This window comes from Amycolatopsis sp. lyj-108, assembly GCF_046549005.1.
Lineage (GTDB): Bacteria > Actinomycetota > Actinomycetes > Mycobacteriales > Pseudonocardiaceae > Amycolatopsis.
The window spans coordinates 310,488-332,899 of sequence record NZ_JAJPWQ010000003.1 but is presented as its reverse complement, the minus strand read 5'-3'; the positions used below and the strand labels follow the sequence as shown (position 1 = coordinate 332,899).

The window sequence follows — 22,412 nt, the reverse complement described above, 5'->3', positions numbered from 1 at the left end:
TGCTCACTATTACGAGTGATAAAGCCGGTTCATTCCGGCCGAAACGATTTCCGGAAACACTAATACGAGGTAAAACCGAATACCGGGCGCTTGCCTTCGCGGAACCGGGGTCACCTATTCAGCGCGCGTGAAGCCGTAGTTAGTATGTGCGCTCCCGTACCGCGCCACGGATGCAAGCCCCGGAGGAACCCATGCCCGACGTCGCGCGTCCTTACGCGGCGAGCAACGCCCTGGAGGACACCGGGCAGATGCCCGCGTTGTTCGTCCGCGAGCGCCGGCCCGCTCCCCCGCCGCCGCGCGCCACCGGCCCCGACTTCGACCGGATCCAGCACGGCAAGGAGTTCGTCGCGCTGCGCAAGACCTTCCGCCGGTTCGTGTTCCCGATGAGCCTGCTGTTCTTCACCTGGTACATGACGTTCGTGCTGCTGGCGGCCTACGCGCACGACTTCATGAGCCGGAAGGTGTGGGGCGAGGTCAACGTCGGCATCCTGCTCGGGCTCGGGCAGTTCGCCAGCACGATCCTGATCACCATCGCCTACCTGAAGTTCGCGAACAAGCGCCTCGACCCCAAGGTCGAGGCGCTGCGGGCCTCCGTCGGGGCGGGTGAGCGATGAGCATCCCCGACAACGACCCGGTGCTGAACATCGCGGTGTTCGCGCTGTTCGTCGCGATCACCCTGTACGTGGTGTACCGCGTCAGCACGCGCAACTCGTCCACTTCGGACTACTACGCCGCCGGCAGCGCCTTCACCGGACGGCAGAACGGCATCGCGCTTTCGGGTGACTTCCTCTCGGCGGCGTCGTTCCTCGGCATCGCCGGGGCGATCGCGATCCACGGCTACGACGGCTTCCTGTACTCGATCGGGTTCCTCGTCGCGTGGATGGTCGATCTGCTGCTGATCGCGGAACTGCTGCGCAACACCGGCCGCTTCACCATGGGCGACGTGCTCAGCTTCCGCATGAAGCAGCGCCCGGTCCGCGCCGCGGCCGCGACGTCGACGCTGGTGATCTCCTTCTTCTACATGCTCGCGCAGATGGCGGGCGCCGGCGGGCTGGTGGCGCTGCTGCTGGACATCCACGGCGGCATCGGCCAGGCGCTGGTGATCGGCGTCGTCGGTGTCGTCATGGTGCTGTACGTGCTGGTCGGCGGGATGAAGGGCACCACATGGGTGCAGATCATCAAGGCGACCATCCTGCTGCTGACCGGCGCGCTGATCACCGTGTTCCTGTTCGGCAAGTTCGGTTTCAGCTTCTCGAACCTGCTCGCGGCCGCCGCCGACAACAGCCCGCTCGGTGACGAGTTGCTGCAGCCCGGCGGCTCGTACGGCAAGAGCGAGGTCACGAAGCTCGACTTCGTCTCGCTGGCGCTGGCGCTGGTCCTCGGCGCCGCCGCGCTCCCGCACGTGCTGATGCGCTTCTACACCGTGCCGAACTCGCGCGAGGCGCGGCGCTCGGTGGTCTGGGCGACCGCCTGCATGACCCTCTTCTATCTCTGCACGCTGGTCATCGGCTTCGGCGCGGCCGCGCTGGTCGGCCCGGAGGCGATCAAGAACGCGCCCGGCGGGGAGAACTCGGCGGCGCCGCTGCTCGCGCTGAACATCGGCGGAACCGTCCTGCTCGGCGTCGTCTCGGCGGTGGCCTTCGCGACCATCCTCGCCGTCGTCGCCGGGCTGACGATCACCGCGTCCGCCTCCTTCGCCCACGACGTCTACGCCAACATCTTCAAGAACGGCAAGGCCGAACCGGCCGCGGAGGTCCGGGTCGCCCGGCTGACCGCGGTCGCCGTCGGAGCGTTCGCGATCGTCGGCGGCATCCTGGCGAACGGGCAGAACATCGCGTTCCTGGTGGCGCTGGCGTTCGCCGTCGCGGCGTCGGCGAACCTCTCGACGCTGCTGTACTCGCTGTTCTGGAAACGCTTCAACACCACCGGCACGCTGTGGGGCATCTACGGCGGGCTGATCGCGAGCCTGGTGCTCGTGTTCTTCTCGCCGGTGATGTCCGGGGCCGCGGACTCGATCATCTCCAGCGTCGACTTCCACTGGTTCCCGCTGAAGAACCCGGGCCTGGTGTCGATCCCGTTCTCGTTCCTGTGCGGGTTCGTGGGCACCTTCGTCGGCCGCTCGAAGGCCGATCCGGTCAAGCACGCGGAGATGGAGGTGCGGTCCCTCACCGGGATCGGCTCCTGACGCGCGCCATGAAAGGTCCTTTCCTTGCAAATTTTGCAAGGAAAGGACCTTTCATGGCGTTCGGAAGTGCTCTGATCGTCGGGGGTTGCTTGTGGCCGTCGTGACCGGACCCGTCACGCGGGACTGTGTGGATTTCTGGTCATCCAACGCACCAAATCCACACAGTCGGCGTCCGCACATCCCGCAGGGCCGCAGACCTGCGCACGAACGCCACCTTGCCTTACCCCTCAATAACCCGAAGCGCGACTCACGACCTCTCGCGAAATCAGGCAAAGTGCGCGACCGTGCGCCGCCGTCCAGACGTTCATGGCGTCCGGAGGCCGTCCAGCACGATCGCGAGAAGCCGCTTCGTGTCCTCCTCCGAAGCCTTGCTCGCCGCCGAACCCAGGCCGTGGCCGAGCCGCAGGATGTCGACGCCGGTGACGTCGGCCCGGAGCACGCCCTCGTCCTGCGCCGCCTTCACGATCGTGTCGGCCGCGGCCCGCAACCGCGACTGACACCAGCCGAAGACTTCGGAGCCCGCGTCGACGGACGCCTTCAGTGTCATCGCGAGCCCGTGCTTCTCGACCACGTAGATGACGTGCGTGGCCAGCCACGTCTCGAGCGCCTTGCCGGGTGGCAACTCGTCGAGCAGGTCGTAGGCCTGCTGCGCCAATCCGTCGATCTCGTCGCGGTAGACGGCCTCGATCAGTTTGTCGCGCGTCGGGAAGTGCCGGTACAGCGTGCCCGCGCCGACACCGGCGCGTTTGGCGATGTCGTCGGCGGGCACGTCCACACCGTCGGCGGTGAACGCCTCCTTCGCCACGGCCACGATGCGCTCGTAGTTGCGCCGCGCGTCCGCGCGCATGGGGCGGGCCGGATCGGCCGTGACCATCTGCACCTCCTCGGGCGACGAAAACGGAGAGGTTCTCCGAATCCACTTGCGTAAGCGGAGACTGTCTCCATATCATCGCTCACGACCTCAAGTGGAGAGTCTCTCCGCTTCATCTCGTTACGTCTTTGGAGTATTCCTTGACCGAACGAACCCTGCGTGCCGGGCCTAGGCCGGAGACGGCCGGGGCCCCACCACCTCCACACCGGCTGGTCCTCCCCATCATCCTGACCTGCCAGCTCATGCTCATCCTCGACGCGACGGTGATGAACGTCGCGCTCCCCCGCATCCAGTCCGAACTCGGCTTCACCGACACTGGCCTCTCCTGGGTGATGACGGCGTACAGCCTGGTGTTCGGCGGCTTGCTGTTGCTCGGCGGCCGGGCGGGTGACGTGTTCGGGCGCCGCCGGATGTTCGTGGTCGGCGCGGCCGTTTTCACCGCCGCCTCCCTGCTCGGCGGCCTCGCCGGCTCGGCGGAACTGCTGATCGCCGCCCGGATCGCGCAGGGCGTCGGTGCCGCGCTCGCCGGGCCGAGCACTCTCGCGCTGATCACCAGCACCTTCACCGAAGCCAAGGCGCGGGTGCGCGCGCTGGCGTTGTTCTCGGCGATGTCCAGCAGCGGTTTCGCGATCGGCCTGCTGCTCGGCGGGCTGCTGACCGAATGGATCTCGTGGCGCGCGGCGCTGTACATCAACGTCCCGTTCGGGCTCGCGATCGTCCTGCTCGCCTCGCGCTACGTCGCCGACCCTCCCCGGCGACGCGCCCGGCTGGATCTTCCCGGCGCGTTCACCGGCACCTTCGGCGTCGGCTCGCTGGTGTTCGCCTTCACCCACGCCGCTTCGCACGGTTGGGGTGACCCGATCACCCTCGGCGCTCTCGCCACGGGGCTGGCGCTGCTGGCCGCGTTCGTCACCATCGAGACCAGAGTGAGCGAGCCGCTGATCCCGTTGCGCCTGTTCGCCGAACGCGACCGCGCGGCGGCCTACGTCAACTTCTTCCTCGGGCCGATGGCCATGATGTCCATGTTCTTTTTTCTGACCCAGTTCCTGCAGGACATCGCGGGCTTCGCCGCGCTGGAGACCGGCTTCGCGTTCCTGCCGATGGCGGTCTGCATGTTCGGGCTCAGCAGGCTGATCCCGAAGCTGCTTCCCCGGTTCGGGCCGAAACCACTCGCGCTGACCGGGACCGCGCTGATGACCGGCGGGGTCGTGTGGCTGACCACGCTCACCACGGACAGCGGCTACTTTTCCCATCTGCTCGGCCCGATGCTGCTGATGGGCGTCGGCGCGGGGCTGGCGTTCTCCCCGCTCAGCGTGATCATCATGGCGACGGTCCCCACCGACGACGCGGGGGCCGCGGGCGGCGCCCTGCAGACGTTGCAGCAGGTCGGGGCGACCTTGGGGCTGGCGATCCTGATCACCGTGTTCGGCGCGGTGACGCGGACGCCGTCCGGCACTCCGGCGGAGACCACCGTCGACGGGATGACCGCGGCGTTCACCGCCGCCGCCGTGGTGACGGCGGTGTCCTTCCTGGTGGCGCTGACCTTCCGGCGCCGGGCTTAGAGCTTCACGCCCGCCTGGACCTTGTGCGTGACCTTGCGCTCCATCACGAAGGAGAAGAACGGGATGCAGCCGGCGATCAGCACGAGGAGGGTGCCCTTCATCGACCAGCGGGCCTTGATCGCGAGGTCGACCGCGAGCAGCAGGTAGACCAGGTAAAGCCCGCCGTGAACCATGGGGATCATCTTCACGAACTGGGGCAGCTCCACGCGGAAGACGTACTGCAGCAGCATCTCGACGACCAGCCCGAGCAGGGCCACACCGGTGGCGTACGCCGCGACGCGGAAGCGGATCAGCGGTCCGCCCAGCGAAACCGGGCGGGCCGGGGCGGCGTCGTCAGTTCGGGTGGTCATAGGGTCTCGAACCTCTCTGGGGAACTACTTGTCGCGGGCGTTGAGTTCGCGAAGGTACCTGTTGTACGCGGCGAGCTCGTCGTCCTCGGGGGGCGGCGGCGCCGGGGCGCGCCGCTGCCGGGGCGCGGGCACCTCGGGGACGGCGGGCTCGGCCACCGTTTCCTGGGCGTCGGCCTCGGCGGCTTGACGGCGGAGCTTGCGGATCCGCCAGAACATGAACGCGGGGAACAGCCCGAACAGCGGCCACTGCAACACATAGCCGAGGTTCTGGAACGTCCCGCTCGCCGAGGAGAACCGCTCCCACTGCCACCAGGCGAGCCCGCAGCACAGCGCCAGGCTCACCAGGCAGACGCCGGCGATGCCGAGACGGCGCAGGGTGGCTGACGATGCGGACACGCATCGACGCTAGCACTGGTCGCGGTGGGAAACTTCGCCGACCTGGGCGCTCGGGACCTTGGTCCCGGCTGCTCCGAGAGGGGCCGTGGCGTGCCATGAACGGTCCGTTCCTTGCAGATTTTGCAAGGAACGGACCGTTCATGGCATCTGTTCGCCCGAAATCACTTGGCGGCCGCGACGGCCTTCGCGTAGTCGTCCGCCAGCCCGAAGACCTTCTGCGCGTACTCGGTCGAGTTGTTGTACGACAGGATCCCCTGCCACCAGCCCGAGGCGGCCGACATGTCGCGGTTGTTCACGCACAGGTAGCGCGCCGCCGCCAGTGTCGCGTCGTCGATCTGCTGCGGGTCGCCGACGCCGTCGCGGTTGCCGTCGGCGGCGTAGCGGCGCCAGGTGCTGGGGATGAACTGCATCGGGCCGACCGCGCGGTCGACGGTCGCGTCGCCGTCGAACTGGCCTCGGTCGGTGTCGCCGATCGCCTTCACGCCGGGTGACCCGTCGAGCGGGACGCCGATGATCGGCTTCGAGGGCCGTCCGTCCTGGCCGAGGACCGCACCGCCGTACTGGCCGTGGTTCGACTCGATCCGGCCGATGCCCGCCAGGGTCGCCCACGAGATCTTGCAGCCGGGCTGCATCTGGCGCATCGCCAGTTCGGCGTTGCCGTAGGCGAACAGCGCCCTGGCCGGGATGCCGGTGGCCTGTGCCGCCCGCTCGGTCCAGCCGGTCAGCGGGTCCTTGCCCGGCTTCGGCTGCGCCTGCTGCGGCGCGGTCTGCTGGGTGGCGCCACCCGCGAGGGTGGCGTTGACCGGGGCGATCGAGCCGGGTTTGACGTCGGCCGCCTTGACCTGCAGCGCGGGGATCTCCATCGTCGTCGGGCTCGCGACCGGGGCGGAAGCCTTGGTCACCAGCCAGATCCCGCCCCCGGCGAGGCCGAGCACGGCCAGCACGATCACCAGCCTGCCGAGTACGGCGGCGCCCACCCCGCGGCGTGGCGGAGCGGGCGTGGCCGGGTCGGCGACGAGCTCGTCGTTTTCCGGGGTGGTGCGCACGAAGCGGGTCCTCCAGCGTGGGCGGCGATCACGACCGATGCTCGAACAACGAGCCCGCGCAGGTTAGCGTTACGCGCTGGTCGAGATCGCCCCTGCCACGCCGGTTCACCCGCGTGTGCGAGAAGTTCTCATCAGGCGGACTTCTGCTGCCTCGCCAGCCGCGCCACGCACCAGGCCGGGGCGCTGCCGCGGCGAAGGTGCTGCAAGACGGTCATGGGGCCGAGACGACGACTCAGGTCGGACGGGGCGAGCCCGGCCGCGCGGTAGTCGAGAGCGCGCTGGTCGAGCGGGCTGATGCCGGCGTCCCACCAGGCTTCGGCCTCGGCGACGCCGCCGACCATCTGCCACCAGCCGGCGGCCGCGACGAGCAGGTCCTGCGGGACCTCCGGGAGCCGGCTGCGCATCGCGTCGAGGTAGCCGGGGTCGGCGGCCTCGACCGGCGCCCAGCGCGCCTGACCGGACTGCTGACGCTGGCCGGGAATTCCGGGAGCCTGCCGCACGTCCGCCAGCCACGCCGACGCGATGCGGTCGGCCTCCTGCTCCTCGGGGGTCTGCTCGCGTTCCGCGGCCCACTGCCGGATCAACGCATCGACTCCGGGATCTCCGGTCATCCCTGCCTCCTCATGATTCCCCGACTGACAAGTCCTGACTTACTTGCCCGGCTGAAAGTTCCGCTGCCCTGGGGCTTGCACCTGCGGAAACTCCTCACTCAGGAGGCCGGCTCCGGCGCCTGGAGGACCAACCGATCACGCAATGTGAGCACCGTAGGGGCGCGGAGGTCTTTTCCGCCAGAGCTTCCAGGGCACGAATTCGTCGACCAGCGGGTTTTCGGGGGCAATCCACCCGGATGGTCGAGTCGCTCGACCGAAACCGCAGGCGGGTGACTCTGCGTGATAACAGCTGGTGGCCGCGCACGGTGATCACCGGCGTCAGCAAGGACACCGGTGATCACCGCGGTGGGTCAGGAGAAGAGGCTCCGGACGAACGTGACGATGGCTTCGGCACCGGACCGCAGCCAGCCGAGCGCGGTGTGGACGGCGTCGGCGGATTGGGTCGGCCTGCTGATCAGAAAGAAGAGCACGAGCGCGACAACGGCGATCACAACGAATTTCTTCAAGCCGGGCGACATGGCTCCATCCCATCACACCGTAGTGTCCAGACGATGACTCCGCGCGCACTGCGGACTTTGTCACCACTTTAAGGAGATCGGGGCCCTGTTGCCCACCCGGATCCGCCTGAGGGAGCGATCGATGAGCGAAAACGTTCTCGTACACCGAGACGGACCCGTGACGACGATCACGCTGAACCGGCCGGGGGCCCGCAACGCGGTGGACGGACCGACCGCGGCCGCGCTGGCGGACGCGTTCCGCGCCTTCGACGCCGACGACGAGGCCGCGGTCGCCGTCCTCACCGGTTCGGGTGACGCCTTCTGCGCCGGAGCCGATCTGAAGGCCGTCGGCACCGGCCGCACCAACTCGCTCAGCCCGGCGGGTGACGGGCCGATGGGGCCGTCGCGGATGACGCTGTCGAAGCCGGTGATCGCCGCGGTCCGCGGGCACGCCGTCGCGGGCGGCCTCGAACTGGCACTGTGGTGCGACCTGCGGGTCGCCGACAGCACGGCCGTCTTCGGCGTGTTCTGCCGCCGCTGGGGTGTCCCGCTGATCGACGGCGGCACGGTGCGCCTCCCCCGGCTGATCGGGCATTCGCGGGCGATGGACCTGATCCTCACCGGCAGGCCGGTCGACGCCGGCGAGGCGCTCGCGATCGGGCTTGCGAACCGGGTCGTCCCCGACGGCGAGGCACTGGCGGCCGCGCAAGCCCTGGCACGCGAACTGGCCGCGTTCCCCCAGGCGTGCCTGCGCGCGGACCGTAAGTCCGCGTACGGCCAGTACGGGCTCACCGAAGACGAGGCGATGCGGGCCGAGTTCTCGAACGCGCTGATCGGCGGCGGGCTCGCCGAAGAAGCCGTCAAAGGCGCGAGCCGGTTCAGCGACGGCGCGGGGCGTCACGGCAGTTTCGAGGGCGATCCGTCCTAAGTCCATCCATGCCCCCACCACCGCCCTCAACGGAGAAGCTTCGCTTCCTTGCCTAGCCTCTGAGGATGACAGAAACCGGAGTCGCGCTCAGACCGGTGTACGAAGACGACCTGCCGATGCTCGAAACGCTGACGAACGATCCGGAAGCCGCGGGCGCGTTCGAGTGGCACGGCTGGCACGATCCGCATTTCCTGCGCCGCCGCTGGGCGGAGACCGGCATGCTCGCGGCGGACAACGGGATGCTGATGATCGACCTCGACGGGCAGCGGCTCGGTTTCGTCTCGTGGCACAAGACCAGGTCCGGGGCAACGTCGTACTGCTGGAACGCCGGGCTCGTGCTCATTCCCGAGGCCCGCGGTCACGGTTACGGCACCGAGGCCCAGCGGTCGCTGGTCCGCTACCTCTTCGCGCATACGCAGATGAACCGCGTCGAGGCGTCGACGGAGGCGGGCAACGTCGCCGAGCAGCGCTCACTGACGAAGGCGGGCTTCACCCGCGAAGGCGTGCTCCGCGGCTACTCGTTCAGGGACGGGGCTTGGCGCGATCACATCCTCTACTCGATGCTGCGATCGGACCTGGGCTGAAAGCGTCCTTCACCGCATGACACGCGGTGAAGGACGCTTTCGCTGCGTCTCATGCGGGGAAAGTCCCCTTCAGCTCACGCGATCGTCCCGGCGGCCTTGAGCCGTTCGATCCCGTCGGCGTCCACGCCGAGTTCGGCGAGGACCTCGGCGGTGTCGCCGCCCTTGGGCCGCGGCGGTTCCGGCGTCTCGGCAGGCGTGCGGTCGAACCTCGGCGCCGGCGCGGGCTGCATCATGCCGCCGACGTCGACGAACGTCTTGCGCGCGACGTTGTGCGGATGCGACGGCGCCTCCCTCGGGGAGAGCACCGCCGTCAGACACGCGTCGGTGCCTTCGGCCTTCGCGACGAGTTCGTCGCGAGTGTGCTTCGCGACGGCCTCGGCGACGATCTTGCGCAGCTTCGGCCACTCGTTCTTGTCGACGTGGACCGGCGTCTCCTCGGGATCGAGGCCGAGCACCTTCACCAGATCGCCCCAGAACCGCATCTCGATCGCGCCGATGGCGACGTACTTGCCGTCGGCGGTCTCGTAGGTGTCGTAGAACGGCGCGCCGCCGTCGAGCATGTTCTCGCCACGCCCGCCCGGCCACAGCCCGGAATCCAGCAGTCCGTGCAGGCTGGTGGTCAGCAGCGCCGCACCGTCCACCATGGACGCGTCGACGACCTGCCCCTTGCCGGACGACTGGCGTTCGAACAGCGCCGCCAGCACGCCCATGGCGAGCAGGAGGCCACCGCCGCCGAAGTCACCGACGAGGTTGAGCGGCACCACCGGCCGCTGTCCGGCGTGCCCGATGGGTTCGAGCGCGCCGGAGATGCCGATGTAGTTGATGTCGTGCCCGGCGACGGTCGCCAGCGGGCCGTCCTGGCCGTAGCCGGTCATCCGGCCGTAGACCAGCCGCGGATTGCGGGCGTGGACCTGTTCCGGTCCGATGCCCATCCGCTCGGCGACGCCGGGGCGGAAGCCCTCGATGAGCACGTCGGCGTCGTCGGCGAGTTTCAGCACCAGTTCGACCCCCTCGGGGGTCTTGGTGTTGATGCCGATCGAGCGCCTGCCCCGCGCGAGCGGATCGTTCGGGAACCCGATGACGTCGTTGCCCGGTGTCGCCCGGTCGATCCGGACGACCTCCGCGCCGAGATCGGCGAGGATCGTGCAGGCGAACGGCGCCGGGGCGAGCCCGGCCAGTTCGACGACCTTGAGCCCGCTCAGTGGCCCAGCCTTCATCGCCACGTCCTTTCCTGGTACGGCAACGGGTTTCACAGCGTGCGGGAGATGATTTCCTTCATGATCTCGCTGGTGCCGCCGAAGATACGGGAGATCCGGATGTCCGCCCACGCGCGCGCGATCGGGTACTCGGTCATGTAGCCGTAGCCGCCGAAGAGCTGCAGGCAGTCGTCGACGACCTTGTTGACCCGTTCGGTGGTCCACAGCTTCGCCATCGCGGCGCCCTGCACGTCGAGTTCCTTGCGCAGATGCCGTTCGATGCACTGGTCGAGGAACGCGCGGGACACGGCGGCCTCGGTCGCGGCCTCGGCGAGCTTGAACTTCGTGTTCTGGAAGTTGTAGACCGGGCGGCCGAAGGCCTGGCGGTCCTTGGTGTAGGCGATGGTCTGGTCGATCGCGGCCTCCATCCCGGCCACCGCGGTGACGGCGATGATCAGCCGTTCCTGCGGCAGCTGCTGCATCAGCTGGATGAAGCCGAGGCCTTCCTGGCCACCGAGGAGGTTGGCGGCGGGCACCCGGACGTCGTCGAAGTTCAGCTCCGCGGTGTCCTGGCCCTTGAGGCCGATCTTGTCGAGGACGCGGCCGCGGCTGAAGCCGGGGGTGTCGGTCTCGACGGCGATCAGCGAGACGCCCTGCGCGCCCGCGTCCGGGTCGGTCTTCACCGCCACGACGACGAGGTCGGCGTGGAAACCGTTGGTGATGAACGTCTTCGCGCCGTTGATCACGTAGTGGTCGCCGTCGCGGACCGCGCGGGTCTTGATGTTCTGCAGATCCGAACCCGTGCCGGGTTCGGTCATCGCGACCGCACCGACCATCTCGCCGGAGGCGAACTTCGGCAGCCACGCCTTCTTCTGCTCTTCGCCGGCGTACTCCAGGATGTAGTGCGCGACGATTCCATTGTGGACAGTGACGCCCCATGCGCTGTCGCCGGATCGGGCCTGCTCTTCGTAGAGCACCGCCTCGTGGGCGAACGTGCCGCCGCCACCGCCGTACTCCTCCGGGATGGACAGGGCCAGCAGGCCGACCTCGCCCGCCTTCGTCCACAGCTCGCGGTCGACCTTCTTCTCGGCCGCCCAGCGCTCCTGGTTCGGCACGAGTTCCTTCTGGCAGAAGGTCCGGGCGAGGTCCCGGAGGTCTTCGAGCTCCGTCGTGCTCCACGAACTCTTCTGGATCTGCAAGGGCACGGCCAACGCCTCCTGATCGGACCTGGAAAACATGACGCTTAGGATGTAAGTTCCAAGCGGAATGTACATCCGTACCGAGCTGCACGTAAAGGGGGGCCGATCCGGTGAGTGTGCTCGGCAGGACCCACCGCACCCAGGCCGAGCGGCGGGAGCAGACGCGCACCGCCCTGCTCGACGCGACCATCGACTGCCTGGTCGACCTCGGTTACGCGCGCACCTCGGTCCAGGAGATCTGTGCCCGCGCGGGCGTCTCGAAGGGCGCAGTGCAGCATCACTTCTCCGCGAAGGCCGAACTCATGGCGGCCGCCGTCGAACATCTGACGGAGAAGTTGCGCGGACGGCTCGCGACGTCGATCTCGGCGCTTCCCGGTGGCGCCTCGGGCGTCGCGGCGGCGATCGACCTGCTGTGGGAGGGCTACTCGGGCACGCTGTCCACGGCAGCCACGGAACTGTGGGTCGCGGCGCGCACCGACCCCGAACTCCGCGAGGCGATCCGCCCGGTCGACAGGGCGCTGGGCCGCTCGACGCTGGAGCACATCACCGCGGTCGCCGGGGACCTGCCGAAGGAGCGTGCGGAGATCCTGTTCTGGCTGACCGTGAACCTCACCCGCGGGCTGGCGCTGGACGCCGAACTCGGTGGCGATCCGAAGCGGCGGCGGCAGTTGCTCGACGAATGGAAACGGGTCGCGGTGATGTTGTACGAGGACACCTCCGCGTAGCACGCGCGGGAGCCGCTGACCAGAGCACAGGTGACACTTATCTCGTCGGCCGATTCATGGTGGAATTCCTTGCTGGACAACAAAACCGGCGGAGGAGCCGACCATGAGCGCGCCGCAGCAGCAGCCATACCAACCGACTGGCCCGTTCGGCGCAGGGCAGCCCGCGCGACCGCCGTCCGACGTGCGGCTCCCCCGGCTCTTCGCCGCGATGATGGGAGTTTTCGCCGGCCTGCTGGTACTCCTCGCGACTTTTCTCCCGCAGTCGACGTACGAACAGGTCTCCGAAGGCAAGACGGTGTCGAAATTCGCCGAGACCGGCTGGACACGGAGCTTCGACATCGAGCCGTCGGCGGAGGAGAAGGAGTTCTACGACAAGACGCACGTCGCCCGCTACGGCATCCCGCTGTCCGCCGCCGCGCTGACGCTGTTCGCCGGGGCCGCGGTCGGTTTCGCCTCGTACCGGCGGAGTTCGGGGTCACCCGCCGCGACGACGTCGAGGACACTGCTGGTCGCCGGTGGGGCGGGGACCGCGATCGGCGTCTGGATGCTCGGCATGGACATCTCGGCGAGCCTGAGCTTCGGACAGGACACCGGCCGCTTCGTCTCGCGCTACGGCACCGGGAGCGGATTCTGGATCCTGCTCGCGGGCGGACTCGTGGCGTTGCTCACGATCGGACTGGCGGTCGTGGCCAACCGGCGTGAACCGGCGCCGCCCCCTCAGGCCCCTTACCCGGCCACCTACAGCCCTTACGCTCCCAGCGTCCCTCAGCAGCAATATCCGCAGGCCTACGAGCCGCCGTCACCCCCGACACCACCCGCGGGCTCCGCGTTGCAGCAGCAGGACATTTTGCGCCCGTCGCCGGACAATCCGCCGCGACCCGACAATATGTGAATCTGATTCATATCAGCGGTGGACAGTCTCCATACCGGCAGTATGCTGTACTCGTCGGTAACACCCTGGGCTCTGCGTGGCGCCTTCCGGCTCCACGCCGCATGGAACGGAGACGGCATGACGAGCACGACACCGGCGAGTGCGGGCCAGCACACCGAAGGACCGTCCACCATCGGCGGCGTCCCCGGCGCCCCGGCCATGGCCAGGGCGGAACGGCTCGTGCGGCGGGTCGTCGGCGGCGAGGATTCGGCGCCGGTCCAGATGCGGGCGCCGTTCACCGGGCAGCCGATCGCGACCCTCCCCCAGGCCACCGACGCCGACGTCCGCGCCGTGTACGGCCAGGCGCGGGAAGCGCAGCGCGCGTGGGCCGAACGGCCGGTCGAAGACCGCCAGCGCATCCTGATCCGCCTGCACGACCTGGTCTTGAAGCGGCAGGAAGAAGCGCTCGACCTCGTGCAGATCGAGGCGGGCAAAGCCCGGATGGACGCCTTCGACGAGGTCAGTGCCACCGCGCTCGTAGCCGCCTACTACGGCAAGCACAGCGCGAAGTTCCTTTCGCCGCGTCGCGCCGCCGGGCTGATCCCGGTGCTGACGAAGGTCGGCGAGATCCGGCACCCCAAGGGGGTCGTCGGGATCATCTCGCCGTGGAACTATCCCCTCGCGCTGACCGCGATGGACGTCCTGCCCGCGCTCGCGGCGGGGAACGCCGTCGTGCAGAAGCCGGACAACCAGACCGCGCTCTCTGCGCTGTGGCTGCAGGAGATCGCCGAGGAGGCCGGGCTGCCCGCCGGCGTCTGGCAGATCGTGCTCGGCCGCGGCTCGCGGATCGGCGACGCGCTCGTCGAAGAGTCGGATTACCTGTGCTTCACCGGATCCACGCCCACGGGTAAGGGCCTCGCCGCGAAGGTGGCGGAGCGGCTGACGAGTTACTCGCTCGAACTCGGCGGCAAGAACCCGATGATCGTGCTGCCCGACGCGGACATCGCCAAGACAGCGACCGGCGCGGTGACCGCGTGCTTCTCCTCCGCGGGGCAGCTGTGTGTTTCGGTCGAGCGGATCTACGTCCACGAGTCGATCCGCGAGGAGTTCACGCGGGCCTTCGTCGCGAAGACCGCCGCGCTCCGGCTCGGAGGCGCACTGAACTACCAGGCGCAGATGGGATCTTTGACCTCCGAAGCCCAGCTGGAGACGGTGTCGGCGCACGTCGAGGACGCCCGGTCCAAGGGCGCGAAGGTGCTCGCCGGCGGCAAAGCCCGGCCCGACCTCGGCCCGCTGTTCTACGAGCCGACCGTGCTCACCGACGTCACCGAGGACGTCAAACTGTTCGCCGAAGAGACCTTCGGGCCGGTCGTGTCGATCTACGGCTACACCGACGTCACCGACGCGATCGAGCGCGCCAACGACACCAAGTTCGGGCTGAACGCGAGCGTGTGGTCGCGTAACGGCCGCGCGGGCTGGGAGGTCGCGGCGCGGCTGAAGGCCGGGACCGTCAACGTCAACGAAGGCTTCGCGGCGACCTTCGGGACCGTGGGGCTGCCGATGGGCGGGATGAAGGAGTCCGGCGTCGGGCGGCGCAACGGTGCCGAAGGACTGCTCAAGTACACCGAGGCCCAGGCGATCGCGGCGCAGCGCGGGATGCCGCTGCGCCCCGGCCGCGGAATCCCGCCGAAGCTTTGGGCGCGTGGCCTGAGCGCCGGCCTCAAGGTGCTTCGCCGCCTCCCGCGCCGCTGACCCCCTCCGCAATTCGGCACCTGGTTGCGATCGTTGCGTGTGCAAGGACCGCAACCAGGTGCCGAATTGCGGGGTCAGGAGGAGGTCGGCGCGGCGAGCAGGCCCCGGTCGTAGGCGATCGCGACCGCCTCGGCCCGGCGGCTCGCGCCGAGTTTCGCCATCACACGCGAAAGGTGGACGCTCACCGTCTTCTCGCTGATGTACAGCTCTTCGCCGACCTGCCGGTTGGTCCGGCCGAGCGCGACGCGTTCCAGCACGTCACGTTCGCGATCGGTGAGCGGGTCGACGACGTCACGTCGCGGGGCCGCGGCCGCGCCGGGAAGCTCGACACGTGCCCGGTGGCTGAGCTCGCGGACGGCTTCGCGCAGCGGGCAGGCGCCCAGCCGGTCGGCCACCGCGTGCACGGCCAGCAGCTCTGACGTCGCGAGCGCGGTGTCACCGTCGGACGCCAGCAAGGACTTCGCGTGCTGCAGGCGACATATCGCCTGCTCGTACACCGCGCCGTACCCGAACGCCTCGACCGCCTTCGCCCACAGCTCCGGGTCTCCCGCGCCGCGCAGGCAGCTGCCGAGCGCCTCCAGCCGGGCGAGCCACGCCAGCGCCTCCGGGCCCAGCGACACCGAACGCGGGATGCCGTGTTCGGCGCAGTGGCGGCCGTGGGCGAGCATCTCCTCACCCGCTTTCACCGCCGCCTCGACCGTCGCGACATCGCCGCGCACCTTGGCTTCGGCGGCCTGCGCGACGGCGGCCGCGACGCCGTGCACGCTGATCCGGATCCCGCCGAGGATCGCGGGCTCGACCTCTTCGAGCCAGCTGATCAGCTCCTGCGCCTGCCGCACCGCGCCCGCGTGGTCCCCGCGCCAGGACGCGAGCTGGATGGCGGCGTCACCCGCCGCGAGCGCGATCGAGATATCCGTGCTCCAGTGCTGGCGCAGGCTGGGCAGGATCTTGTCCGCGTCCGCGAACCGGCCCCTGGCGACGACGAACTGCGCCCAGATGCTCAGGAACCGCCCGGCGACGACACTCGAAACGCCGCGGCCCGCGCGGCCGGCGTCGTCGTCCTCCGGCCAGTCGCCGCTGACGTACCGCAGCGTGAGGTGCTTCGTCCGCAGCTCGATCCCGAAGGAACTCCAGGTCAGCCCGGTCTCCTTAGCCCGCTTGATGCCCTTGGCGTAGTACTTCAGCGCGGAGTGGATCTCGGCCCTGTCGTCGTAGCTCAGCCCGAGGAAGTGCAACGCGCGCAGTTCGCCGTTGAGCGCGCCGGAATCCCTGGCCTTCCGCTCGGCCTGGCGCAACCGCTCCCGCGCCTCCTCGACGTCACCCGCCGAATCGGCCAGCGTCCCGAGCGAGACCAGCGCGGCCGCCTCCGCCCCGCCCGCGCCGACGGCCCTGGCGTCGGCGACCGCGGCCAGCGCGCACTGCAGTGCCTCGTCGTGCCTGTCGATCAGCCGCAGGATCCCCGCCCGGGTGGCGAGCACCCAGGCCCGCGCGGAACTCGCCTCGGTGTGTTCGACCAGCTCCCAGGCCTTGTCGATCGCCTCGACGACCTCGTCGATCGTGCCGTCGACCGAAAGCAGTGCCTCCGCGTGCCGCCGCCAGACCTTGGCGGCGCGCTCGTTGCCGGTGTCCTGGCCGAGAGCCTCGGTGGCGGATCGCGAATAGGCGACCGCCCGCTCCGGCTCGCCCGACGTGCTCGCGAAGTACGAAGCCTCGTGCAGCAACCGGAGCTCGTCGACGTCCGACGGCCGGTCCGCCGCGGGCACCGCGTCCCAAATGGACAGTGCCTGTTCGACGTGGCGCAGCGCGGAACCGGGCGCGCCCAGCTTCTCCGCCTCGTCCATCGCGCGCAGCAACGCGGCCAGCGCGGTGACGAAGTCCTTGCTCTCCATGCTGTGGTGCGCGAGCCGCGCGTCCTGGCCGCGGCCCTGTGCCCGGTCGCGGATGCGGGCCGCGTACGCCGCGTGCATGCGCACCCGCTCCCCCGGCAGCAGATCGCCGTACACCGCTTCCTGCAGCAGCGCGTGGCGGAAGGTGTAGAAGCCGTTCTCGATCACCAGCACGTGATGCTGCACCGCTTCGCGCAGTGCCTCATCGAGTTCGAGCTCGTCCAGACCGGCGATCTCGGCGAGCGCGGCGTGCGCCACCGCGTCCTTGGCGACCGAGACCACACGCAGCACACGGCGGGTGATCTGGGAAAGCTGCTCCACCCTGGCGAGCAGCACTTCGGCCAGCCCGGCGGGGAGCTCGCGGCAGTCCTTCGCGGACGCGAGCAGCTCCTCGACGAAGAACGGATTGCCTTCGGACCGGGTGACGATGTCGGCGATCAGGTCCTGGCCGATCGGCTCGTCGGCCAGCGCCTCGACGAACGCGCGCGCGTCCTCGGCGCCGAACGGTTTGACCTCGACGCGTTCGACCGCGCCAAGGCGCACCACCTCGGACAGCACCGCCCGGAGCGGATGCCGCCGGTGGACGTCCTCCTCGCGGTAGCTCGCCACCACCAGCAGCCGCTGGGTGCGCAGCCTCGTCAGCAGGAAGGACAGCAGGTTCCGGGTGGAGCCGTCGGCCCAGTGCAGATCCTCCAGCAGGATCACCACGGGCCGGCGCTGCGCGATGACGGTCAGCACCCCCAGTACCGCGTCGAACAGCTGGAGCTGGCCGAGGTCCTGTTCGGGCCGGAGCCGTTGCGTCGACACCCGTTCGCTCGCGGTGAGCTGACCGTCTTCGATGGCGGGGTAGTCCTCCGCCTGCTGCATCTGCGGGAGCAGCCTGCCCAGCGCCGGCCGGGCCCGGACCGCGGCGGTGACCGCGGGATCGGACGTCGTCGCCAACGGCGCGAGCGCCTCGGCGAACGGAAGATAAGGAAGACCGCCCTCATGGACGTCGATACAGCGCCCGGTGAGCACCAGGGCGCCCGCGCCCGCGGCGAACTCGCCGAGCGCGGTCAGCAGACGGGTCTTGCCGACGCCGGCGTCACCGGAGAGCAGCACCGCGCCGGCCTCGGCCCGTTCTGCACGGGCGAAGGCGGCGCGGAGCTGCCGCATCTCCTGAGTGCGGGCGACGATCGGGATTCCGGAGCCAAGACGGGGCACGAGGTGCATTCTTGCCTACCGGGCCGACAACTTCGCCTGTGTTTTAGCCGAGAGCTTCATCGCACTCGACCTCTACCGGGTGATCTCGCCGCTGCGGGCGGGCGCCTGTCGCGCCTCGCGCCGCTGCTGGGCGGGCACCCGTACTTCGGCGCGGTGCGCGCGGATCCGCTTGCCTGCCCGGCGGGCCCGGTCGACCCACACGCTGCGGCCCGCTCGCTGGAGCTCTTCGCGCCGGTACTCGACCTCGGCCAGTACTCCGGTGAGTAGAGCGTCGTTCGTGTTCATCACTGTTTCCCCTTAGGAACTCACTGCCTTGTTGGTAGTGATGAGATTCGTCCTGAGGGGTGCCCTGCGGCATCGGGTGATCACCTACACCCGGACGTGATTCGACCCCTTACGCCGGCCCATCCCCTGCTCGGGCGGCGTAAGGGGTCGAGTTTCAGTGGTTCTGGGCGTGACCCGGGCCACTCGGGCGCACGGCGCCGAGCAGCCCCCGCCAAGCCTGCGGCGAGAGGCGGAAGGCACCTCCCTCGGGGTCCTTCGAGTCCCTCAGGGCGGCACCGGAACCGGTGAAGGCGACCTCGACGCAGTCGTTGCCGCCGCCACTGTGGCTGCTCTTGAACCACCGGGCCTGGGAAAGATCATCGTTGGGCGTCATGCTCCCCACTCCTTACTCGTTTCCGGGGACGTCGAGCGCTCCGAGTCCCGTCACTGCGGTTTCTCCGGAAGGGCCGCCCGTTCGGCGAACCTTCCGGCGGCCTCGGCGATCACCTCGACCGAGTCGTCCGGCTTCAACGCGGCGGCACGCAGATGGTCGAACATCAACGCGTATCGCCGGACGTCCGGGGGTTCCTCCAGGTAGAGCCCGCTGGAGGTGCTGTCGACGTAGACCACGTCGGTGTCGGCCAGTTCGGGGAAGCCCATGATGAGGAACGGACCCTCCATCCCGGGATGGGCACCCGCGCCGAACGGCACGATCTGGACGGTCACGTTCGGCTGCGCCGCCATCGTGACCATCCGGTACAACTGCTCCGCCATCACCTCGGGGCCGTCGACCGTGCGATGCAGGACCGCTTCGTCCATGACGGCCCAGTACTCCGGCGGCGAAGGATCGGTCAGCAGCTCCTGCCGCGCCATCCTCGCCGCCACCCTGCGCCTGATCTCGGCGTCTTCGGCGTCGGGCCGCATCGCCCTGATCACGGCCTTGGCGTAGCGCTCGGTCTGCAACAGTCCCGGCACCAGCAACGCCTGGAACGCCCGCAGTGAACTCGCGTCCGCCTCCAGGCCGACGAAAGTGCCGGTGAACACCTCGTTATACGCATGCCACCAGCCGCGTTTGCGGGCTTCCCTGGCCAGCTGGACGAGCGCTTCCTGCTCGTCGCCCGCGATGCCGTACAGCTCGAGCATGTCGCGTGCGTCGCGCGGGGTGACGCCGACGTGCCCGGTCTCGATCCGGCTGACCTTCGACGCCGAGCATTCGAGCTTCTCGCTCACTTCGTCGATGGTGAGATCCGCCGCCTCGCGCAACCGCCTCAGCTCGCTCGCCAGCCGTCGGCGGCGCACGGTGGGCCCCTGACCCCTCGTCATCACGGCACCTCCACAGGCTGTCCGAGCAACACCGATCGCGACACGGCGAGGAGAACAGTGTTCAGTAACGCCGCACGAAGCACATCTAACCAGCCCGAGACACATTCGGTGAGATGGTCACACCAGCATTTTCCGGCCCGGCCGGGTTTTCATCCTGCAATTTGCAGATTGCCGTTGTAGGTTGAGCATTGTGCAACGCGGTACGCCCGTCTTCACCGGCGGCAGCGGACCCGTTCGCGGCACTGGCGCGGGGCCGCGAGCTGCACCGATGGGTTTCCGGAAGGAAACCCGTCAAGGCCGGATTCACCCCCGGAGCAGGGCCGGAGCCGTCCCCCGATCGGTTCCGGCTCTCCCTTTATGTCCACCATTCCGTAATGCTCTGGCTCCAGATGTTAATGCGTTTCACCATTCCCTCTAAAGGGTGGACAAGACGCCTCTCCGATGCGGAACGTCACCGTTCACACCACCCGGAGAAGACCTTCCTGCACGACGGTCGCGATATGCGTTCCGTCCGCGGCGAAGAACCGGCCGGTCGCCAGACCACGGGCACCCGACGCCGTCGGCGACGCGCTGTCGTAGAGGAACCACTCGTCGGCCCGGAACGGGCGGTGGAACCAGAGGGCGTGGTCGAGGCTCGCGCCGATCACCTTGTCGAGGTCCCAGTAGACGCCGTGGCGCGCGAGGACCGAATCCAGGAGCGTCATGTCGGAGGCGTAGGTCAGGACGCAGACGTGCAGCAACTGCTGATCCGGGAGCTTGCCGTCGGCCCGCATCCAGACCTGGTTCCTGGCGGGCCGCTCGCCCGATTTCCTGGTCACCCACGGCGGATCGTTGACGTACCGCAGGTCGATCGGGCGCGGCCGGTCGAGATGGCCCATGAAATAGCCCTCGGCGCGCTCCTGCAACGTCGGGAGCGACTCGGGGTCCGGGACGTCCGGCATGCCCTCGGAGTGCTCGATGCCGCCCTCGTCCTTCTGGAACGAGGCGGACAGGGAGAAGATCGCCTTGCCGTGCTGGATGCCCACGACGCGGCGGGTGGTGAACGAACGGCCGTCGCGGATCCGGTCGACCTCGTAGACGATCGGGACACTCGGGTCGCCGCCGCGGATGAAGTACGCGTGCAGCGAGTGGACCTTCCGCTCCTCGGGGACCGTGCGGCCCGCGGCGACCAGCGCCTGCCCGGCGACCTGCCCGCCGAACACCCGCACCGGCGAGTGGGCGGGCGAGACCCCGCGGAAGATGTTCTCCTCGATCTTCTCCAAGTCCAGCAACGCGACCAGCCGGTCGAGCACGGGCTGTCCGCCCACTCCGCCGGCGTTGTCGAAACCGGCCGCGGCTTCCCTGGCCATCTCAGTCATGTCCTGAACTTTAGGCCGTAAGGGTGTCCTGGTCCCGGATGAGGCGGGACGTTTGTCGCGAAGGCCACCTTCGGGACAGGTGCGGATGAGATGAAGGGGCCTTTCATAGCAAAATTTGCAATGAAAGGCCCCTTCATTGCACAGCCGAAGGGCCGGGCGAGGTGACCAGGGTCAGGCGTGGTCGTCCTCGCCGAGGCGGTGCACCCGGATGAGGTTGGTCGAGCCGACGGTCCCGGGCGGGGAACCGGCCACGATGACCACCAGGTCGCCCTTGGCGTACTTGCCCATTTCGAGCATCGCGTGGTCGACCTGCTGGATCATCTGGTCGGTGGAGCCCACCTTCGGCACGATCCGCGTCGTGGTGCCCCAGGTCATCGCGAGCTGGCTGCGGACGCTTTCCTCCGGCGTGAACGCCAGCAGCGGCAGCCGCGTGTGCAGCCGCGCGAGCCGGCGGACGGTGTCACCGGACTGGGTGAAGGCGACCAGCGCCTTGGCGTTCAGCCGCTCGCCGATGTCACGGGCCGCGTAGGAGATGACGCCACGCTTGGTGCGCGGGACGTGCGAGAGCGGCGGCACGACCGGCGAGTCGGTCTCGACGGCCTCGATGATCCGGCCCATGGTCTGGACGACCTCGATGGCGTAGCGGCCGACGCTGGTCTCACCCGACAGCATGAGGGCGTCCGCGCCGTCGAGCACCGCGTTGGCGACGTCCGAGGCCTCGGCGCGGGTCGGGCGGGAGCTGTTGATCATCGACTCGAGCATCTGCGTCGCGACGATGACCGGCTTCGCGTTCTCGCGGGCGATCTGGATGGTGCGCTTCTGCACCAGCGGGACCTGCTCCAGCGGGAGTTCCACGCCGAGGTCGCCACGGGCGATCATCACCGCGTCGAAGGCCAGCACGATGGCTTCGAGGTTGTAGACCGCTTCGGGCTTCTCGATCTTCGCGACCACCGGGAGGCGCCCCTTGCCGACGCGGTCCATCACCTGGTGGACCAGGTCGATGTCGGCGGGCGAGCGGACGAACGACAGCGCGATGAAGTCCACACCGAGTTCGAGCGCGAACTCGAGGTCTTCGATGTCCTTTTCGGACAGCGCGGGCACGGAAACGTCCATCCCCGGCAGGGAAACGCCCTTGTTGTTGCTGACGGGTCCGCCTTCGGTGACCTCGCAGACGACGTCCGGGCCTTCGACCTGCTTGACGACGAGACCGACCTTGCCGTCGTCCACGAGGAGACGGTCGCCGGGCTTCGCGTCGTCGGCGAGTCCTTTGTAGGTGGTCGAGACGCGGTCGTGCGTACCCGCGACGTCCTCGACGGTGATGCGCACGATGTCTCCGTTGTGCCACTCCACCGGACCGCCGGCGAAGGTGCCGAGACGGATCTTCGGCCCCTGAAGGTCGGCGAGGATGCCCACGGCGCGGCCGGATTCGGCGGCGGCGGTGCGGATGAGGTCGTAGACCTGCTTGTGGTCGCTGTGCGTCCCGTGACTGAAGTTCATCCTCGCGACGTCCATCCCGGCGTCGACGAGTTGCCGCATCTTCTCCGGCGTAGCGGTCGCGGGGCCCAGGGTACAAACGATCTTCGCGCGTCGGCTCACGTTCGTACA

The 22,412-nt window shown here is 69.0% G+C and carries 22 protein-coding genes; 8 read left to right on the top strand and 14 right to left on the bottom strand.

Going from position 1 to position 22,412, the window contains the following annotated elements:
* Positions 1-191 precede the first annotated feature (191 nt).
* Both ACLJO0_RS13175 and ACLJO0_RS13170 read left to right on the top strand, forming a co-directional pair.
* Complete coding sequence (locus ACLJO0_RS13175; protein WP_125793542.1) at positions 192-614, top strand: DUF485 domain-containing protein; 423 nt, start codon at positions 192-194, stop codon at positions 612-614.
* Entirely contained in the window at positions 611-2,185 is a 1,575-nt protein-coding gene (locus ACLJO0_RS13170; protein ID WP_410578722.1) for a cation acetate symporter, read from the top strand. The genes ACLJO0_RS13175 and ACLJO0_RS13170 overlap by 4 nt, the downstream gene beginning before the upstream one ends.
* A 304-nt stretch (positions 2,186-2,489) precedes the next feature.
* On the opposite strand, the gene ACLJO0_RS13165 is transcribed toward ACLJO0_RS13170, so the two are convergent.
* Complete coding sequence (locus tag ACLJO0_RS13165; protein ID WP_410578720.1) at positions 2,490-3,059, bottom strand: TetR/AcrR family transcriptional regulator; 570 nt, start codon at positions 3,057-3,059, stop codon at positions 2,490-2,492.
* Positions 3,060-3,196: 137 nt separating this feature from the next.
* Between ACLJO0_RS13165 and ACLJO0_RS13160 the strand changes: the two genes are divergently transcribed.
* Positions 3,197-4,618 (top strand): MFS transporter, encoded by a 1,422-nt coding sequence (locus ACLJO0_RS13160; RefSeq protein WP_410578718.1) that lies wholly within the window; start codon positions 3,197-3,199, stop codon positions 4,616-4,618.
* On the opposite strand, the gene ACLJO0_RS13155 is transcribed toward ACLJO0_RS13160, so the two are convergent.
* The 5 genes from ACLJO0_RS13155 to ACLJO0_RS13135 all read right to left on the bottom strand — a co-directional run bounded on the left by ACLJO0_RS13155 (position 4,615) and on the right by ACLJO0_RS13135 (position 7,527).
* The gene (locus tag ACLJO0_RS13155) at positions 4,615-4,968 is read right to left on the bottom strand and encodes a DUF3817 domain-containing protein (protein ID WP_125675490.1); all 354 of its coding nucleotides are present in this window, start codon (positions 4,966-4,968) and stop codon (positions 4,615-4,617) included. The genes ACLJO0_RS13160 and ACLJO0_RS13155 overlap by 4 nt on opposite strands.
* A 24-nt stretch (positions 4,969-4,992) precedes the next feature.
* Positions 4,993-5,364: a hypothetical protein gene (locus ACLJO0_RS13150; protein WP_125785462.1), complete on the bottom strand. Its 372-nt coding sequence runs from the start codon at positions 5,362-5,364 to the stop codon at positions 4,993-4,995.
* A gap of 161 nt (positions 5,365-5,525) precedes the next feature.
* On the bottom strand, positions 5,526-6,410 hold the full coding sequence (locus ACLJO0_RS13145; protein WP_410578715.1) for a lytic transglycosylase domain-containing protein: 885 nt from the start codon (positions 6,408-6,410) through the stop codon (positions 5,526-5,528).
* A 131-nt stretch (positions 6,411-6,541) separates the two neighbouring features.
* The gene (locus tag ACLJO0_RS13140; RefSeq protein ID WP_125793538.1) at positions 6,542-7,021 is read right to left on the bottom strand and encodes a helix-turn-helix transcriptional regulator; all 480 of its coding nucleotides are present in this window, start codon (positions 7,019-7,021) and stop codon (positions 6,542-6,544) included.
* Positions 7,022-7,371: 350 nt separating this feature from the next.
* Positions 7,372-7,527 carry a hypothetical protein gene (locus ACLJO0_RS13135; protein WP_162182762.1) on the bottom strand — a complete coding sequence of 52 codons (156 nt, stop codon included), beginning with the start codon at positions 7,525-7,527 and terminating at the stop codon, positions 7,372-7,374.
* A gap of 133 nt (positions 7,528-7,660) precedes the next feature.
* Here ACLJO0_RS13135 and ACLJO0_RS13130 point away from each other — a divergent pair, with 133 nt between their 5' ends.
* The gene (locus ACLJO0_RS13130; protein ID WP_410578713.1) at positions 7,661-8,446 is read left to right on the top strand and encodes a crotonase/enoyl-CoA hydratase family protein; all 786 of its coding nucleotides are present in this window, start codon (positions 7,661-7,663) and stop codon (positions 8,444-8,446) included.
* Between the two features lie 65 nt (positions 8,447-8,511).
* On the top strand, positions 8,512-9,030 hold the full coding sequence (locus ACLJO0_RS13125) for a GNAT family N-acetyltransferase (RefSeq protein WP_410578711.1): 519 nt from the start codon (positions 8,512-8,514) through the stop codon (positions 9,028-9,030).
* Between the two features lie 74 nt (positions 9,031-9,104).
* Here ACLJO0_RS13125 and ACLJO0_RS13120 read toward each other — a convergent pair whose 3' ends face one another.
* Complete coding sequence (locus tag ACLJO0_RS13120) at positions 9,105-10,247, bottom strand: CaiB/BaiF CoA transferase family protein (RefSeq protein WP_410578709.1); 1,143 nt, start codon at positions 10,245-10,247, stop codon at positions 9,105-9,107.
* A 32-nt stretch (positions 10,248-10,279) separates the two neighbouring features.
* Positions 10,280-11,431: an acyl-CoA dehydrogenase family protein gene (locus ACLJO0_RS13115; RefSeq protein ID WP_125785522.1), complete on the bottom strand. Its 1,152-nt coding sequence runs from the start codon at positions 11,429-11,431 to the stop codon at positions 10,280-10,282.
* A gap of 104 nt (positions 11,432-11,535) precedes the next feature.
* Between ACLJO0_RS13115 and ACLJO0_RS13110 the strand changes: the two genes are divergently transcribed.
* The 3 genes from ACLJO0_RS13110 (at position 11,536) to ACLJO0_RS13100 (ending at position 14,773) form a co-directional block, all read left to right on the top strand.
* The gene (locus ACLJO0_RS13110; protein ID WP_396557238.1) at positions 11,536-12,150 is read left to right on the top strand and encodes a TetR/AcrR family transcriptional regulator; all 615 of its coding nucleotides are present in this window, start codon (positions 11,536-11,538) and stop codon (positions 12,148-12,150) included.
* Positions 12,151-12,253: 103 nt separating this feature from the next.
* Entirely contained in the window at positions 12,254-13,042 is a 789-nt protein-coding gene (locus ACLJO0_RS13105; protein ID WP_125793534.1) for a hypothetical protein, read from the top strand.
* A gap of 117 nt (positions 13,043-13,159) precedes the next feature.
* A complete protein-coding gene (locus ACLJO0_RS13100) occupies positions 13,160-14,773 on the top strand; it encodes a succinic semialdehyde dehydrogenase (protein ID WP_410578706.1) in 1,614 nt (537 codons plus the stop codon).
* Between the two features lie 74 nt (positions 14,774-14,847).
* Here ACLJO0_RS13100 and ACLJO0_RS13095 read toward each other — a convergent pair whose 3' ends face one another.
* The 6 genes from ACLJO0_RS13095 to pyk form a co-directional block, all read right to left on the bottom strand.
* A complete protein-coding gene (locus ACLJO0_RS13095; RefSeq protein WP_410578704.1) occupies positions 14,848-17,871 on the bottom strand; it encodes a helix-turn-helix transcriptional regulator in 3,024 nt (1,007 codons plus the stop codon).
* Between the two features lie 63 nt (positions 17,872-17,934).
* Positions 17,935-18,147 carry a hypothetical protein gene (locus ACLJO0_RS13090; protein ID WP_125785453.1) on the bottom strand — a complete coding sequence of 71 codons (213 nt, stop codon included), beginning with the start codon at positions 18,145-18,147 and terminating at the stop codon, positions 17,935-17,937.
* A 154-nt stretch (positions 18,148-18,301) separates the two neighbouring features.
* Positions 18,302-18,520 carry a DUF397 domain-containing protein gene (locus ACLJO0_RS13085; RefSeq protein ID WP_125785452.1) on the bottom strand — a complete coding sequence of 73 codons (219 nt, stop codon included), beginning with the start codon at positions 18,518-18,520 and terminating at the stop codon, positions 18,302-18,304.
* 50 nt (positions 18,521-18,570) lie between these two features.
* Positions 18,571-19,449 (bottom strand): helix-turn-helix domain-containing protein, encoded by an 879-nt coding sequence (locus ACLJO0_RS13080; RefSeq protein WP_276369057.1) that lies wholly within the window; start codon positions 19,447-19,449, stop codon positions 18,571-18,573.
* Positions 19,450-19,907: 458 nt separating this feature from the next.
* Complete coding sequence (locus ACLJO0_RS13075) at positions 19,908-20,807, bottom strand: acyl-CoA thioesterase (RefSeq protein ID WP_410578701.1); 900 nt, start codon at positions 20,805-20,807, stop codon at positions 19,908-19,910.
* A gap of 171 nt (positions 20,808-20,978) precedes the next feature.
* The gene (gene pyk, locus ACLJO0_RS13070; RefSeq protein ID WP_034322494.1) at positions 20,979-22,403 is read right to left on the bottom strand and encodes a pyruvate kinase; all 1,425 of its coding nucleotides are present in this window, start codon (positions 22,401-22,403) and stop codon (positions 20,979-20,981) included.
* Positions 22,404-22,412 lie beyond the last annotated feature (9 nt).